This window comes from Aeromonas sp. DSM 116730, from assembly GCF_046581335.1.
GTDB lineage: Bacteria > Pseudomonadota > Gammaproteobacteria > Enterobacterales > Aeromonadaceae > Aeromonas > Aeromonas rivipollensis.
Genome location: NZ_CP144265.1, coordinates 82,589 through 98,556, shown reverse-complemented (window position 1 = coordinate 98,556; position 15,968 = coordinate 82,589). Strand labels below are relative to the sequence as shown.

The 15,968-nt window shown below is 61.0% G+C and carries 17 protein-coding genes; 6 read left to right on the top strand and 11 right to left on the bottom strand.

The features are described 5' to 3' along the window. Positions 1-149 precede the first annotated feature (149 nt). A complete protein-coding gene (gene plsB, locus Aeroheme_RS00455) occupies positions 150-2,573 on the top strand; it encodes a glycerol-3-phosphate 1-O-acyltransferase PlsB (protein ID WP_213345244.1) in 2,424 nt (807 codons plus the stop codon). A gap of 62 nt (positions 2,574-2,635) precedes the next feature. Here the strand turns inward: plsB and ubiA are convergent, their stop codons facing one another. Beyond that, complete coding sequence (gene ubiA / locus Aeroheme_RS00450) at positions 2,636-3,499, bottom strand: 4-hydroxybenzoate octaprenyltransferase (protein ID WP_111913513.1); 864 nt, start codon at positions 3,497-3,499, stop codon at positions 2,636-2,638. After that, positions 3,496-4,047 (bottom strand): chorismate--pyruvate lyase family protein, encoded by a 552-nt coding sequence (locus Aeroheme_RS00445; protein WP_168236070.1) that lies wholly within the window; start codon positions 4,045-4,047, stop codon positions 3,496-3,498. The genes ubiA and Aeroheme_RS00445 overlap by 4 nt, the downstream gene beginning before the upstream one ends. Before the next feature lie 145 nt (positions 4,048-4,192). On the opposite strand from Aeroheme_RS00445, the gene Aeroheme_RS00440 reads away from it, so the two are divergent. Together Aeroheme_RS00440 and Aeroheme_RS00435 are read left to right on the top strand one after the other, a co-directional pair. Then, positions 4,193-4,627 (top strand): flagellar basal body-associated protein FliL, encoded by a 435-nt coding sequence (locus tag Aeroheme_RS00440; protein WP_139745890.1) that lies wholly within the window; start codon positions 4,193-4,195, stop codon positions 4,625-4,627. A gap of 75 nt (positions 4,628-4,702) precedes the next feature. Further along, complete coding sequence (locus Aeroheme_RS00435) at positions 4,703-4,873, top strand: hypothetical protein (RefSeq protein ID WP_005331100.1); 171 nt, start codon at positions 4,703-4,705, stop codon at positions 4,871-4,873. 48 nt (positions 4,874-4,921) lie between these two features. On the opposite strand, the gene Aeroheme_RS00430 is transcribed toward Aeroheme_RS00435, so the two are convergent. From Aeroheme_RS00430 to Aeroheme_RS00415, 4 genes are all read right to left on the bottom strand, one after another. After that, positions 4,922-5,266, bottom strand: coding sequence for a DUF2799 domain-containing protein (locus Aeroheme_RS00430; RefSeq protein WP_408837775.1), 345 nt, complete (start codon positions 5,264-5,266; stop codon positions 4,922-4,924). Positions 5,267-5,444: 178 nt separating this feature from the next. Next, positions 5,445-5,567, bottom strand: a complete 123-nt coding sequence (locus tag Aeroheme_RS00425) for a hypothetical protein (protein ID WP_080675028.1) — start codon at positions 5,565-5,567, stop codon at positions 5,445-5,447. Positions 5,568-5,639: 72 nt separating this feature from the next. Beyond that, complete coding sequence (locus tag Aeroheme_RS00420; protein WP_411166510.1) at positions 5,640-6,620, bottom strand: MDR family oxidoreductase; 981 nt, start codon at positions 6,618-6,620, stop codon at positions 5,640-5,642. Further along, positions 6,595-6,810 carry a hypothetical protein gene (locus Aeroheme_RS00415; protein WP_411166509.1) on the bottom strand — a complete coding sequence of 72 codons (216 nt, stop codon included), beginning with the start codon at positions 6,808-6,810 and terminating at the stop codon, positions 6,595-6,597. Before Aeroheme_RS00415 ends, Aeroheme_RS00420 begins: the two co-directional genes overlap by 26 nt. A 345-nt stretch (positions 6,811-7,155) precedes the next feature. Between Aeroheme_RS00415 and Aeroheme_RS00410 the strand changes: the two genes are divergently transcribed. After that, entirely contained in the window at positions 7,156-8,205 is a 1,050-nt protein-coding gene (locus Aeroheme_RS00410; protein ID WP_326490108.1) for a glycosyltransferase family 9 protein, read from the top strand. A 17-nt stretch (positions 8,206-8,222) separates the two neighbouring features. Here Aeroheme_RS00410 and Aeroheme_RS00405 read toward each other — a convergent pair whose 3' ends face one another. Genes Aeroheme_RS00405 through rfaD form a run of 5 tightly spaced genes read right to left on the bottom strand, consistent with a single transcriptional unit; the run spans position 8,223 to position 13,745 of the window. Next, complete coding sequence (locus Aeroheme_RS00405; protein WP_163138122.1) at positions 8,223-8,918, bottom strand: glycosyltransferase family 32 protein; 696 nt, start codon at positions 8,916-8,918, stop codon at positions 8,223-8,225. Next, positions 8,915-9,646, bottom strand: coding sequence for a glycosyltransferase family 25 protein (locus tag Aeroheme_RS00400; protein WP_395949255.1), 732 nt, complete (start codon positions 9,644-9,646; stop codon positions 8,915-8,917). Before Aeroheme_RS00400 ends, Aeroheme_RS00405 begins: the two co-directional genes overlap by 4 nt. After that, complete coding sequence (locus Aeroheme_RS00395; protein WP_411166508.1) at positions 9,627-10,973, bottom strand: O-antigen ligase family protein; 1,347 nt, start codon at positions 10,971-10,973, stop codon at positions 9,627-9,629. Before Aeroheme_RS00395 ends, Aeroheme_RS00400 begins: the two co-directional genes overlap by 20 nt. Beyond that, complete coding sequence (locus Aeroheme_RS00390) at positions 10,973-12,736, bottom strand: polysaccharide deacetylase family protein (protein WP_411166507.1); 1,764 nt, start codon at positions 12,734-12,736, stop codon at positions 10,973-10,975. The genes Aeroheme_RS00395 and Aeroheme_RS00390 overlap by 1 nt, the downstream gene beginning before the upstream one ends. 49 nt (positions 12,737-12,785) lie before the next feature. Next, complete coding sequence (gene rfaD, locus Aeroheme_RS00385) at positions 12,786-13,745, bottom strand: ADP-glyceromanno-heptose 6-epimerase (protein WP_411166506.1); 960 nt, start codon at positions 13,743-13,745, stop codon at positions 12,786-12,788. Positions 13,746-13,891: 146 nt separating this feature from the next. Between rfaD and Aeroheme_RS00380 the strand changes: the two genes are divergently transcribed. Continuing rightward, positions 13,892-14,536: a TetR/AcrR family transcriptional regulator gene (locus Aeroheme_RS00380; RefSeq protein WP_025325250.1), complete on the top strand. Its 645-nt coding sequence runs from the start codon at positions 13,892-13,894 to the stop codon at positions 14,534-14,536. Between the two features lie 184 nt (positions 14,537-14,720). Then, positions 14,721-15,911: a glycine C-acetyltransferase gene (locus tag Aeroheme_RS00375; RefSeq protein ID WP_163150214.1), complete on the top strand. Its 1,191-nt coding sequence runs from the start codon at positions 14,721-14,723 to the stop codon at positions 15,909-15,911. Positions 15,912-15,968: the final 57 nt, after the last annotated feature.

The window sequence follows — 15,968 nt, the reverse complement described above, 5'->3', positions numbered from 1 at the left end:
CCAAGGCAAGGCGTTGCTGATATTTGTCCCTGCCTTGTCGCAAAAATCCCGCACCTTCTATCCTGAAAAGGCACTCATCCTACCTCTCGGCGACAAGCTGTCGGTGATTTGCTATGCTCACGCCGCATTTTTTTGGAGAGCAGACGCACATGTCCCTTGGACAGAACATTTCCAGAGCCATCCTGCAATGGCCGGTCAGTGGCTTGGTCAATCACAAGAGCCTGCCGGAAAATCCCATCACGGAGCTCAAGCTGGATCCGGCAAGACCCATAGTCTATGCCCTGAAAACCAGCTCGATCACCGATCTGATGACCCTGCAACAGTGCTGCGAGGATCTCGGCCTGCCCGGCCCGTTCACGCCGCTGGAGCTGGGTGGCCAGCTGCTGCCGCGCTACGTCTGTCTGGATCGTCCGCCTCCCCTGTTTGGCACGCGCAACAAGCCGCTGCCCTTCCTGCAGGAGTTCCACCAGCTGCTGGACTTGCACAAGCAGGATCCCGAGCTGGATATCCAAGTGGTGCCCGTCACCCTGTTCTGGGGCCGTGCCCCCGGCCGGGAAGGTGAGGAAGCCTCCGGCTGGAACATCATCAGCAGCCTAGCCCCGAACCGGCTCAAGAAGGCGCTGATCGTGATCCTCAAGGGGCGCGAAAACCTGGTGCGCTTCTCCCCGCCGCTCTCATTGCGCTACATGGCGGACAAGCACGGGACCGACGAGGCCATAGCCCACAAGCTGGCGCGGGTGGCCCGCACCCACTTCAGCCGCCAGCAGCTGGCGGCCACCGGTCCCAAGCTGCCGAACCGCAACCTGCTGTTCAAGCAGTTGCTGGATTCGAGCGTGATCCAGCAGGCCATCGAAGAAGAGGCCAGACGTGAGGGCATCAGCCTGGAGAAGGCGCAGAAGCGCGCCCATGGCTACATGGACGAGATCGCCTCCAACTTCTCCTTCCGGCTGATCCGCCTCGGGGAGACTTTCCTCGGCTGGCTCTGGAACAAGCTCTACCGCGGCCTCTCGGTCAACGGTGCCGAGCAGGTGCGCCAGCTCGCCCAGGAAGGGCACGAGATAGTCTACGTCCCCTGCCATCGCAGCCACATGGACTACCTGCTGCTCTCCTACGTCATCTATCACCAGGGCATGGTGCCGCCCCACATAGCGGCGGGCATCAACCTCAACTTCTGGCCGGCGGGCCCCATCTTCCGCCACGGTGGCGCCTTCTTCATCCGCCGCACCTTCAAGGGCAACCCGCTCTACAGCACGGTATTTCGTGAATACCTGAACCTGCTGTTTGCCAAGGGCTACTCGGTGGAGTTCTTCACCGAAGGGGGTCGCTCGCGCACCGGTCGCCTGCTGCCGCCCAAGACCGGCATGCTGGCGATGACGCTGCAGGCCATGATGCGCGGGCTGGACAGGCCGGTGACCCTGGTGCCCGTTTATCTCGGCTACGAGCACGTGATGGAGGTCAACACCTACCACAACGAGCTCAAGGGCAGCCGCAAGGAGAAAGAGAGCTTCCTGCAGGTGCTCGGCATACTGCGCAAGCTGCGCAACTATGGCCGTGGCTTCGTCAACTTCGGTGAGCCGCTGACCCTCAACAGCTACCTCGGCGAGCAGGTGCCGCACTGGAAGGAGAGCATAGGCAAGGAGGAGCGCCCGGAGTGGATGGCCTCCACCGTCAATCAGCTGGCCGAGCTGCTGATGACCCGGATCAACGATGCCGCCGCCGTCAACGGCCTGACCCTGAGCGCCCTGGCCTTGCTGGCCGCCGAGCGCCATGCCCTGACCCGGGACGAACTGCAGGCCCAGATCAATACCTATCTGGACCTGCTCAAGCAGGTGCCCTACAGCCCGCAGAGCACCATGCCGGACGAGGATGCCAAGACCCTGCTGGATCAGGCGATGGAGCTCAACAAATTCGAGGTGAGCGAGGACAAGCTGGGGCAGATCATCAGCCTGGACCGCTATCAGGCGATCCTGCTGACCTACTACCGCAACAACATATTGCACCTGTTCGCCCTGCCCTCCCTGGTGGCGGCCTTGATCGAGCGCTGCGAGGGGATCTCCCGCGGCGAGATAGTCGCCCGCTGCGTCGACATCTACCCGCTGCTCAAGACAGAGCTGTTCCTGCGCTACGAAGAGGAGGAGCTGCCGGAGCTGGTGGATGCCCTGCTGGCCGAGCTGCAACGCCAGCAGCTGATAGAGGCGCGCGATGGCGGCTACTGGGTCAATCCGGGCAACCAGATGCGCCTGCTGCTGCTGGCCGAGAGCATTCAGGAGACACTGCAACGCTACGCCATAGTGCTGACCCGCATGCTGGCCCAGCCCCACATAGAGGCGGAGCAGCTGGAGGCGGACGGCCTGATGATGGCGGAGCGCCTCGGCACCCTGCACGGCATCAACGCCCCCGAGTTCTTCGATCCCAAGCTGTTCAGCACCCTGATCCACACCCTGCGCAGCGAAGGCTATCTGGATCCGGGCTGCAAGCCGGATCTCGGCCGCTTCCAGGCCCTGGCCGACAACATAGTGCCGCTCTTGAGCAACAAGATCCGCCGTACCATACAGGCGGGCAACCGGCTCTGATCCTCGTCTTACAGCCAACAAAAAGGCCGCATCATGCGGCCTTTTTCATAGATATACGTTTCTCACAGGTAGTGAGCGATCACCCCGAGCAGCACCAGGGCCCCCACATAGTTGTTGTTGAGGAAGGCCTGGAAGCAGGCCTCCCGCTGGCGCTCCCGGATCAGCCGCTGCTGATAGACGAACAGGGCCGCCGCCCCCAGCAGACCCCAGTAATAGCCGGATCCCAGCGCCATCAGCTGACCCACCAGCAACAGGATGAGCAGGGTTGCCAGTTGCAACACGCCGATGATCCGCTTGTCGTGACGGCCAAACAGGATGGCGCTCGACTTGAGCCCGAGCTTGAGGTCATCGTCCCTGTCCACCATGGCGTACTGGGTGTCGTAGGCTATGGTCCACAGCAGGTTGGCGAGAAACAGCAACCAGGCGACGGGCGGCAGGGCATTGGCCTGAGCCGCATAGGCCATGGGAATGGACCAGGAGAACGCCATCCCGAGCACCAGCTGAGGGATGGGAATGAAGCGCTTCATGAAGGGGTAGCAGACTGCCAGCAGCAGGCCGGCGAACGACAGGCCTATGGTGAGCGGGTTCAGGGTCAGCACCAGGGCGAACGAAATGAGCGCCAGCACGGCGAACAGGATCAGCACCTCCCGCGCATCGACCCGGCCCATGGGCAGCGGTCGCCCGGCGGTGCGTTTCACGTGGCCGTCGAAGTTGCGATCCGCATAGTCATTGATGACACAGCCCGCCGAGCGCATCAGGAAGACCCCCACCACGAACACGGTCAGGATCCAGGGATCCGGCAGGCCGCCGGCCGCGAGACAGAGCGCCCACAGGGTCGGCCACAGCAGCAAGAGGGTGCCGATGGGCTTGTCGATGCGGGCCAACTGCACATAGGCCAGTCCCCGCTCCTTGGTTAACAGCTTCACTCCAGCTCCTTATGCGATGGCAGCGAATGAGACGATAGCGAGGGCAGGAAGAGTTCGTGGACCAGCAAGGGCCACTGCCCCAGATAGAGACGGGAGCGGCGCCCCCAGACGGTGGCCGCCTGGCACCAGGGATTGCTCGCGATCTCGAAGCAGGCCAGTTGCAGGTGATCGCGCCGTGCCGGTGCATCACCGAAGATGCGCTCCCCCAGTGGTTGCTCCCCCAGATCCTGCAGACCGCTCCCTTGCAGCGCCGCCTCGGCAAACAGGGTCCAGCCCAGAATGGCAGGTCCGGCGTCACCGTGCAGTATGACCTCGCGGCAGATCCCCACGGGATCCGCAACGGCCACCAGCGCCTGCTCGTCCACCCCCAGCGACACGCTGCGATTGCCGAGCAGTTGCACCGAGAGGTGACTATTGTGGCGCCGCAGGCGCCGGGTCATGGAGTCGGCCTCCAACAACCAGGGGCGCAGGGCCTCGGGGGGCTCACACTCTGCGGGTGCCCGCCAGGGGACGAGCTGGATGAGGGGAACAGTCAACTCGGACTTCACAGCTTCACCATCCGGAGATTTCCGTTGTCAGGTTAAAATCCCGTTTATTATCCGTAAATCAATGGCGAATTGTAAGAACATCCGTGCTTGACGGCCCCGATGGCAGCATCAAAAATGGGGCATCCGTCGCTGCCGAGCCATCTAGATGAAGATCTTCAGAATTCTGCTGGTGTTATCCCTGGGTTGTACCCTGTTGAATACCCACGCCTTCGCTAACGAGGAAGCGGCCGCCGATCCGGCCTCCGCCGCCGTCCAGCCGGGATTCGCCTATCATGCGCTGGATCCGGACATCATCACCAACTACCTCGGCGATGGCAAAACCCTGGGCTATGTGCGGGTGACGGTGGAGCTGATGGCCGAAAACGCCGCCGATCTCAAGTTGCTGGAACAGCACGACCCCCTGATCCGCGACGCCATCATCCGCTTGATTGGCAGCAAGACGGGCGCCCAGATCAAGTCGCTGGTGAGTCGGGAAGAGCTGCGCAAGGAGTGCGAGGCCAAGGTCAACGAACTGCTGGTCAAAGAGACCGGCAAGAAGGCGGTACGCGAGCTCATCTTCACCAAGTATCTTTATCAGTAATGAACCGCGAGCAGGGGGCCGACCGGCGGCCCGCTCTCCCTACCGCTCCCATTCACTGTCGAGGAAGTCATCGTCATGGGCCACAAGACGCTGTGTGAATGGCGCCGTCACGAGATCCCCGCCGATCTCAAGACACTGCGCAAGATATTGCGCAAACCCAAGTTCGTGTGCGGCAAGTGTGCCCGCAGCGCCAATGACAAAGAGTACCTGTGCCAGCCGCTGCGGCTGAAGGAGAAAGGGGAATGAGTTCCCCCACGGCTCGTCGCTCGAGGCTCTGAAGAAGAAGGGGGCGCCCTATTGATCGGTCCAGCCCTGACGCCCCTGCGCAAACAGTTTGCGGGCCTGGACGTCATTGGGGCAGACGCCACGGTACTCCTCCCCCGATCGCCCGGCCAGATAGAGGTGCTCCGGGCGGCAATACCAGGCCAATCCCTTCTGGCGACCCTGCTCCCACATGGCGACATCCACCTTGGTCCCGCACTGGGTCTGATGGAATTCCACCCGATCGGCGGCGAAACCCAGCTTGCCGTCTCCTTCCCCCACATCGCTCCACACCTTTTCGCAGGGATCGTCCGAGTTGGAGACACAGCCCCCGATCAGGGTGGCACAGAGCATGATGACGAGTGAGCGCATAATCATCCTTGGGCGTTGTTTGAGTGGTTTATGGCGTCTCTGGCCTGACGGGCATCCCTCTTCCCACAGCGCCATTTGAGCAGTTCATTCTAACCAGAGCCTCGCCCGGCCACCAAGGGGCATGCTGCCGAACGCGCAAAAAATCGGGCGGGCCACCAGGCCCGCCCGCACGCGTTACAGGGAATCACTGATCGTCGAGAGGGTCATAGTCCTGCCAGCCCTCGTCGTCCAGCTCCTCCAGCTCGTCTTCCCAGGATTCCGGCTCCCACTCATCGTCGAGCTCGAAATCCGGCGTCTGCGTACCCATGCTCATTCTCCTTGGATAGTGCACCGGCCTTCAAAGTCTATCCAGAAAAATGGGGCTCGCCAGTGGACCCGGTCAGAGCTTGATCAGGGTGCGACCCGCCACCCGACCCTGGGTGATGGCCTCGGCGGCCTCCACCACCTGCTCCAGCCCGATCTCGGTCACCGCCTGGGCGAAGAAGCTGGCGGGCAGATCCCGCGCCAGTCGCTGCCAGGCCAGTTGACGACGCGCCAGCGGGCACATCACAGAGTCGACCCCCTGCAAGCGCACGTTGCGCAGTATGAAAGGCATGACGCTGGTGGGCAGATCGAAGCCGCCCGCCAGCCCGCAGGCCGCCACGGCGCCGCCGTAATTCATCTGGGCCAGCAGCTTGGCCAACACCTGACTACCGACGGTGTCGATGGCACCGGCCCACAGCTGTTTCTCCAGCGCCTTGGCCGGCTCCAGCAGTTCGCTGCGCGGCACTATGCGGCTGGCACCCAATGCGGTCAGCATGGAGCCCTGCTCCTCGGGACGGCCGGTCAGGGCCGCGACCTGATAACCCAGCGCAGCCAGCAGGGCCACGGCGGTGGAGCCCACCCCGCCTGCGGCGCCCGTCACCAGGATCTCGCCGCTCGCAGGAGTAACGCCCGCCTCTTCCAGCGCCAGCACGCAGAGCATGGCGGTGAGGCCGGCAGTGCCGATGCACATGGCCTGCCGCTCATCCAGCCCGGCCGGCAGCGGCACCAGCCAGTCGGCCTTGACCCGCGCCTGCTCGGCCATGCCGCCCCAGTGTCCTTCCCCCACGCCCCAACCAGTCAGCACCACCTTGTCACCGCTCTGGTAGCGACTGTCGGCCGACTCCAGCACTGTGCCGACGAAGTCGATGCCAGGCACCAGCGGCCACTGACGCACTATCTTGCCCTTGCCGGTGATGGCCAGCCCGTCCTTGTAGTTGAGGGAGCTGTAGCTCACCGCCACCCGCACCTCCCCCGCCGGCAGCTGGGTCTCGTCCAGCTGGGTCAGGGTCGCCTTGGTCTTGCCATCTTGGTTATCCAGTAACAGAGCCTTGAACATGCTTTCCTCTCGGGGTTGGGGCGCCGGCATCAGGTGCTCTGGCGCTTGTGCAATTCAAATTCGATGGTCTGGTACCGTCTTGCAGTACCTCGCCAGCCAGTTTACGCAGGATCATCTCCGCGGCCATGTCGCCTATCTTGCGATAGGGGATCTGTACCGACGTCAGGGCAGGATAACAGGCCTGTACCACATCCGAGTCATCGAATCCGGCGATGGCCTGCTGATCACCTTCCTGCTGCCGGTGCTGGGGGATCTCGGCTTTGCCAACACCACCTTTAGCGATGCCGACTTCAGCGTGGTGGGCATACTGCTGGGCCTGACAGTGCGCTGATGCCACTGCGTCCAGGCCAGCCTGCAGGCGCTGTCTATGGGCCGCGCCTGCTGTTAGCGGCAGCCCCAACCCCATCGACGCCGAAAATATGTGCAAACACAGTGCGTTGGATCGGATTTTCAACCCACAGCGGCAGCATCTGACGGGGTAGTGCGATATGCTGATGCGCTGACGTTCCACCCGACCTCACCCGAGGCCTCTTCCATGAAATACCTGGTAGTACAAACCAAACAGATAGGAGACGTGCTGATCTCCACAGCACTGTGCAACAACCTCAAGCAGCACGACCCCGCCGGGGAGGTTCACTATCTGGTCATGGATTACTGCGCGGGGATGGCAGAGGGGAACCCCAACATAGATCGCTTGATCGTCATCGAGAAGGCGCGCCGCAACGAGTGGCGTTACATGAAGGAGTTGCTGCTGGGCATTCGCCGCGAGCGCTACGACGTGGTGATCAACAGCCAGGGCCAGATGATAGGCCTGCTCACCTGCCTCATCTCGGGGGCAAGACTGCGGATCGGCTTCGACTCCTTCCCCTGGCGACTCGGCCACAACCGCATAGTGCGCTTTCGCCATGACACCGAGCATCAGGGCAACAGCACCCTGGTGGATGACAGATTCTCGCTGCTAAAGCCTCTGGGGCTCGCCAGGGAGGATCGCAACTACTATCTCTGGCTGAGTGAAGAAGAGAAGCAACGGGGACGGGAGACACTGCAGGCCGCCGGCATAGATCCGGGCAGGCCGCTGATCGCCATGGGGGTCAATTCCCTTGGGCACTACAAGCGCTGGCCCATCGACTGTTTCGCCGAAGTCGCACGCTGGCTGATAGAGCAGCACCACGCCCAGATCCTGATCTACTGCGGGCCGGGGGAGGAAGAGTACAACCGCAGCCTGAAGCCCTTGCTGCCCGCCGCACTGCAGGCCAGCGTATTTGACCACATACAGACCCGCTCGGTGCGGGAGCTCGCGGGCATCTTCGCCCATTGCCAGCTGTTCGTCGGCAACGACACAGGCCCGCGGCATATGGCACAGGCGCTGGACATACCGCTGCTGACCATAGTCTCTCCCCTGGGGCACTCCGCCATTGCCAATCCCGTCTCTCATCCTCGCTATCGATTCATCGATACCAATCACCAGCACCCAGAGCAGGAAGTCCTGGCCGTTCAACACCAGTTGAGCATGCTCTGGGACCAAGTGACGCTACCCCATGGCAAACCGGAAGAGCCTACCCCCGACCCAATACCAGTCAGGTAACCGACAGCGTCAGATCGTCACTTCCTCAGACGGAAGAACTCTTTCTGCCACTCATAGAGATATCCGGACCACCCCTTGGCCTTGGCCCGCAGGAATACGAGGCCGGATGAGCGCTTCCAGCTGTGCTGGAACCAGTGCGTCATATAACGCTCCGCGGCGGGCTCAAAATGAATGGCTTCCCCCTGATAGTTGTAGAAGTAATGAACGGGGGCGATCAGGGCAGCATCGCCGGACTGAGCCAGCTTGTCTGACACCAGTCTGGTCATGATCTCGGGCCCCATGTACATGGGAGAGGACATGATCTCCTCTTCGTAGAAGCGGACCAGCTCGGACAACATCACCGACTCTTTCCGGGCGTAGATGACAGCGGTGCCGACCAGCCGATCGGACTCGTAGCCTGCGCCAAACGCCACTGACTCGAAGAGCGGGAAGGGATCCTGGTTGATGGTGACATCGGTATCCAGATAGAGACCCCCTTCCTGGGTGAGGATCTTGAGGCGCAGGTAATCGGTCACGAAGGCCAGCAAACCCCGTCGGTAGCACTCCCGGGCAAAGGTGCACTCCTGGATCCAGCGCTTTATCTGTGGGTCCGTATCCAGCCACAGCTTGTAGTCGTAACCCTGCTTTCGCCAGTCGTCGATGCACACATGGGCCAGGGGAGGCAGCCGGTTGCCCAGCCAGATGGCGTGAATGGTTTTATTGGTCGCGCTCATGACTTGCCCCCGCAGTGCTTCATGTTCCACAGCGTCATTCTGATGAACCGGTAGCAGCGGTACAGCTCACGGGTCAATTTGAACCCCAGCGGTACCTTCTTCAGCTCGACCTGATTCTGGATGTCGCTACCCATGTCCCGCGGGCTGTAGATGGCATAGGGGATAAGGCCGGTGCAGATGAGACCGGTACGATAGGACTCGCCGATGAAGTTGTCGACCGAGCAGAGCCATCGCTTGCTGTGCGCCAGCAGGCGGCGGGCCCCCTGGGGCGAGATGCTGTAACCCGTGGTCCAGCAGGAGTTGTTGTGCCAGAACATCAGCTGCATGTTGTTTATGGTGGTCAATGCGCTGGCCGACCCGACCTGGGGTTCCACCTTCACATACTCATACTGCTCGTGGACCTTGGGCAGGGTCCCCAGCACTTCTTCAAAATACTGGGTAGGCAGGAAGTCATCTTCCAGAATGAGGATGGGCTCATTGAGTTCGACGCACTTTTCCCACAACAGGAAGTGGCTGGCATAACAGCCCTTCTCCCCCGGGGTCAACGGCCGGCTCCTGAAACGGATCCTGTGCTGGTCATCCGGCAAGGCCTGCAACCGCTCGGGGAGGCCTTCAAAACCATTCACCGCGTTGAAAAACTCGAAATCGATGCCTCTGGCCGCCAGGACGGACTCGACGCGACTGCGCCGCTCGACGGCCCGCTCCAGACTAATGACGTAAATTTTCATGACCTTCCTTTGCAAACTGCTTCAGTTTTCCATGCAGTGCAACCGAGTAGATGGCGCCCATGAAGACGCTGAATACCCACTGCCCGGAGCGCATGTAGAAAAAGGATTCAAAGTTGTTGATGATGAGCCAATAGATGATGAAAGAGATGGTCAGCATCTTGATGAAACGTGAAGAGAGCGAACAGGACAACACCTGACGAGCCACGGTGAAGAGTGTGCCATAGAGCACCAGGAATCCGGCAAGACCCCAGCACACCAGAGTCTCCATGTTGGAGTTGTGCAGATGACGGAACTCCTGGGTGATGTAATCCGGCAGAGTCTTGGACAGGGTAATGACCAGTGATTGACTGCCATAGCCGGTGCCGAAGAGCGGGTGTGCCAGGAACCACTGGATGGCCTCCAGCCAGGTCCTCAGCCTGACCCCTATGCTGAAATCCTGCACCTCGGTCCAGTTGCCCGTCAAGATGGCATGCACATCCCCTTGATGCCCAAAGCCCGACAGCAGCCTCTCCCTGATGAATGGGACCTGATAGAGGGCCAGCACGGTCACCAGCAAGATGGCGTAGGTCATGACCACCTTGCGTGTTGGCCAATGCTCACCATCCCCGAGCAAGGGAAGGATAGCGAGGGAGACCGAGATGGCCAGCCAGGACTGGCGGGATTGCAGAATAACGGAGAAAACACCGAACAGCACTATGCCGAGCAGTATGCCCCCAGTGGCCAGCGACAGTTTCCTGAATCTTGAGGTGAGCAGCAACAGGACGAAAAACAGAAAGCAGGCGCCCGCGATCAGGGAGCCGTGCTGGGCATTGCGGTAATTGAAATCCACCCTGGCACCGTCGAGCCCCGTCTCGAAGATGGAGAAAAAGGCCGAGTGATAGGCAAAGGTGAAGACGACCCCGACGCAGAAGGTCAGCAAGGTGATGACGATGCGACGCGGTTCCCCTTTCAGCCAGTAGGCGAGGCCGATGAAGAAGAAGAGGTAGGCCATCGACTTCACCGAAGGGTACTTGAGGGCATAGTCATGGACATAATATCGCGATGACACCCAGCTCAGGCACTGCACCACCACGGCCAGACAGAGCAGTTGAAAGACTCTGTTTTTTATGAAAAAAGCCCTGTCCACATAGAATGCCAGCAGAGTCGCGAAGACGATGATGGTCTGGCAGACATCGGCGATCAGCTGTATCGAATCCTTGAACAGGGTGTAAGCCAGAATATTCAGGAAGATAAAGTTGCCGAACGCCTTGCCATGAAAAAAGCCGAGAAAATCGTGATTCGTCGACAGGGTCTGATCTTTCATCCCGAGCAATGTGTATTTTCCCATCAAGATTTTCTGAAGACATAGTTGCCACGGATCTTGCGCCACAACCCGAACATGTCGGTGCGGGGGAAGATGGCGATCCGGCGGATCTGAAGCGGATCCCGATGCATGGCCCTGGGGCCGCTGTTGGTGGCCACAGCATAGCGGTAGCCGGCGGCGCAGGCCTCGGCTTTCGCGCTCTCGTTAAGATCCCCGTAAGGGTAGGCAAACGACAGTAGCGGATGGCCAAGCAGCCGTTCCAGCCTCTCCTTGTTGGCCCGGATCTCGCGCGCCTGCTGCTCGGGTGCCAGCGTGCTGAGGCGCGGGTGCGTCTGGGTATGGCCACCGATCTCCACGTGACCGGAGGCCACCAGGGCGCCTATCTCATCGCCATTCATCAGGGCCACCGGCGTATCGGGGTGGGTCGGGTGCTCCACGTCCCAGCGATTGTGATCCTCGCCTGTCACTATGTACACCACCGCCTTGTAACCATATTTTTCCAGCAGGGGCAGCATGCGGGTGAGGTTGTCACGATAACCGTCGTCGACGGTGATCATCAGGTACTTCTTGCCGTATTGCAGCCGATGGATGAAGCCCTTGTCCGCCAGATCCGCGAAGGTCAACGTCTCGTAGCCGAGCCACTTCATCAGCTTGAGGTGTTTCTCGAACATGGCGACGGGCAGCCAGGTGCCGTGCACTCCCTTCTCGCTCTCATGCTCGATGAAGCGGTGATACATGATGACCGGCATCTCCCGACGCAGAGTCTCGACCACGGCATCCTGATAGATGGACTCGAGCCCGCTCACCACCTGCTGCAAGTCATATTCCTGCCGGATGCGCTGACGCAGGCTGTCCGGCACCTGCTTGGCGGCCAGTGACGGGGCTATCTGTCCCTTCAGCGCGGCAAAATCGATGGCCAGATCCTGGGGCCCTATGTCACCGAAGTTGCTGGCCAGCGCCTCGTCCAGATTCTGCTCGGTCACCAGCCCTATGGCCTTGGCCTCGCCGATGGCGAAGGCGGGGCGGCCGCACAGCAGGGCCTCCATCGCCACCCGGCCAGCGCCGATCACCAGATCGCACTGCGCCAGCAGGGCGGGCACATCGTCCACGTAGCCGACGAAATCGACCTTGTCCTGGAAGCGGGCAAAACGCTCCGGCACCCGGGTGCCGCTGACGACACGGACTTGGCAGGCGTCCAGGTCCAGTACCTCGTCCAGCAGGCGATAGCAGAGCTCCCCCTTGGGGCCGCTCAGTCGGCCTATGATGGCGATCACCGGCCTGGCGTTGTCCGGTGCAGGCACAGGCTGGAACCTGTCGGTCTCGATGCCGTTGCGCAGCACTTGCACTATGGCGGGGTCCACCCCCAGGTTGTCGATGATCTGGCGGGCAATATCTTCGCACACAGCCACGGCCCGATAGCCGAGGGCGTGGAAGGCCTTGCGGGAGGCATGCACCGGCTGACGGCCATGAACTGTGGTGATCATGGGGGTGCCGGTCAGCTTGCAGGCCACATAACTGCTCCAGCCGGAGGCGCGGGAGTGGGCATGAACCAGCTGGATGTGGTGCTTCCTGATGAGATAGATGAGGTAAAACACATGCCAGAAGCGGCGCAGTATGCTGCGCTTGTTGAACCTCAGCTTGAATACGGGCCCTTGCGTGGGCTTGGTCAGGGTATCTGACACGTAAAAGACGTTGTGACCACGCCGGGTCAGCTCGTTGCCGACCGTGGTGGCATAGACCTCAGCTCCCGTGACTTCGAGCTGGGAGAGTGCCATCAATATGTTCATGCAAGCGCATCCGATCGACGGGCGGCCAGGGCCGCCCGCCAGAGGGGGATCAAGCCCGGTTCAACCAGGCCATGTAATCGGCCACGCCTTCGGCGACAGTCTTGAACTCGCCGTCATAACCGACGCCACGCAAGCAGGTCAGATCGGCCTGGGTGAAGCTCTGATAGCGACCCTTGAGGTGATCCGGGAAGGGGATGTACTCGATGGCGCCTTGCTGATGATGCTTGATCACGGCCTCGGCCACGTTCTGGAACGGCTCGGCACGGCCGGTACCACAGTTGAAGATGCCGGAGTGCTGCGGGTTCTGCCAGAACCAGAGGTTCACCTTGCAGACGTCGTCCACATAGATGAAGTCGCGCATCTGGCCACCGTCCGGGAAGCCGTCACAGCCCTCGAACAGCTTGGGATTGTCACCCTGCTTCACCTGGTTGTTGAGGTGGAAGGCGACGGAAGCCATGGAGCCCTTGTGCTGCTCGCGCGGGCCGTAGACGTTGAAGTATTTCAGGCCCACGACCTGGGAGTCGATCTCCGGCAGCCAGCGGCGCACGTATTGATCGAACAGCTGCTTCGAGTAGCCATAGACGTTGAGGGGCTGCTCGAACTTGGGATCTTCGATGAAGTTGTCGTTGCGGCCGCCATAGGTCGCGGCGGAGGAGGCATAGATGAAGGGAATTTCCCGCTCGATGCAGTAGTGGAACAGATCCTTGGAGTACTCGTAGTTGACCTCCATGATGAACTTGCCGTTCCACTCGGTAGTCGCGGAGCAGGCACCTTCGTGGAAGATCACCTCGATGCCGCCATCCCACTCTTCAAACTCGTCACCGGAGACGATCCGCGCCTGGAACTCGTCCTTGTCCATGTAATCGGCGATGGTGAGATCGACCAGGTTGACGAACTTGGTGCCGTCGGTCAGGTCGTCGATGACCACGATATCGGTCCGTCCTTGAGCGTTCAGCTGCTTGACCAGATTGCTGCCGATAAAGCCAGCACCGCCAGTTACTACGATCATGGAGTTTGCCTCGCGTACGTTGATGGCCCCGTGTGACTGCCTGTTAAAGCTGTGTATAGTGGGCCAATTTGAAATTGCCGAAAAGTTTATCACGGGCCGCCAGGGGATTCGACCTCGGCGCACAGGGCCCGGCAGAGGGATCAGTGATGAAGACCAGAGACAGGATCATCCACAGCGCCACCGAGCTGTTCAACGATCAGGGTGAACGCAACATCACCACCAACCACATTGCCGCCCATCTCGGCATCAGCCCGGGCAACCTCTATTACCACTTCCGCAATAAAGAAGACATCATCCACTCCATCTTCGATCAATACGCCCGCCACCTGAGCGAGAGCTTCACGCCGGCCCGCAGCCACGAGATCAAGCTGGAAGATCTGATGGGTTATCTGGATGCCATCTTCTATCTGATGTGGCAGTTCCGCTTCTTCTACGCCAACCTGCCGGACATCCTGAGTCGCGACGAACCCTTGCAGCACAAGTACCTCAAGGCCCAGGAGCAGCTGCGCGCCGCCGTGGAAGCGCTGCTGAGAAGCCTGCGCGAGGGCGGCATCATAGACGTCAGCGACGAAGACCTGCCGGATCTGGGCCAGACCATCAAGATGGTGGTCACCTGCTGGATCCCCTTCCAGATTGCCCAGGCGCCCCATACCCGCATCACCAAGCCCTTGCTTTATCAGGGGGTCTTGCGGGTGCTCTTCCTGCTGCGCCCCTATGTGCAGCCCCAGGTGATCGCCCAGATCCGCCAACTGGAGCAGCACTACCACCAACTGGCCCAACCAGCAGGGTGAGATCTGTTTCACAATTGTTGAATATCAGCATAATAATTTGAATTGGTGCGCAACGATTGCAGTAAAATGTTGCCCATTCCAGGGTCTGTCGACGTTTCGTCACGACCGCGACGACGTCACTCCGTGCACCTCGCACGGCCCAAGATCCTGATAACACAGTCGACACAGTCAATGAGGACCGAGGATGTCTAACGGATTCTATCGTCACCTGGCCGAACAGCTCGAACAGGTCAAGGCGGAAGGGCTATACAAGCAGGAACGCATCATCACCTCGGCTCAGCAGGCCCAGATTGCGGTGGGCGGCGAGCAGGTTCTGAACTTCTGTGCCAACAACTACCTGGGGCTGGCCAACCACCCGGATCTTATCGCCGCCGCCCATCAGGGACTCGACAGCCACGGCTTCGGCATGGCTTCGGTACGCTTCATCTGCGGTACCCAGGACCAACACAAGGCGCTGGAGCAGAAGCTGTCCGCCTTCCTCGGCACCGAGGACAGCATCCTCTACTCCTCCTGCTTCGATGCCAACGGCGGTCTGTTCGAGACCCTGTTCGGCGCCGAAGACGCCATCATCTCAGATGCACTCAACCACGCCTCCATCATCGACGGCGTGCGGCTGTGCAAGGCCAGGCGCTATCGCTACGCCAACAACGACATGGCCGAGCTGGAAGCCCAGCTCAAGCAGGCCAATGCCGACGGCGCCCGCTTCAAGCTGATCGCCACCGACGGTGTCTTCTCCATGGACGGTGTCATCGCCGACCTCAAATCCATCTGCGATCTGGCCGACAAATACGACGCCCTGGTGATGGTGGATGACTCCCACGCGGTGGGCTTCATCGGCGAGAACGGCCGTGGCACCCACGAATACTGCGGTGTGCTGGACAGGGTCGACATCATCACAGGCACTCTGGGCAAGGCGCTCGGCGGCGCCTCCGGCGGCTACACCTCCGGCAAGAAAGAGGTGATCGACTGGCTGCGTCAGCGCTCCCGTCCTTACCTCTTCTCCAACTCCCTGGCCCCCTCCATCGTCTCGGCCACCATCAAGGTGATCGACATGCTGGCCGAGGGTCACGCGCTGCGGGCCAGCCTGAAAGCGAACAGCGAGTATTTCCGCACCCGGATGAGCGCCGCCGGCTTCACCCTGGCCGGTGCCGATCACGCCATCATTCCGGTCATGCTGGGAGATGCCAAGCTGGCCGCCGAGATGGCGAGCCGCATGCTGGCCGCCGGCATCTACGTGGTGGGCTTCTCCTTCCCCGTGGTGCCCAAGGGCCAGGCCCGCATCCGAACCCAGATGTCTGCCGCCCATACCCGCGAGCAACTGGACAAGGCCATCGATGCCTTCATCCGCATCGGCCGCGAGCTCGGTGTGATTTGATCACATGGCTAGCTGATTAAAACGGGGGCCAAGGTTGGGCCCCATTTTATTACCCTC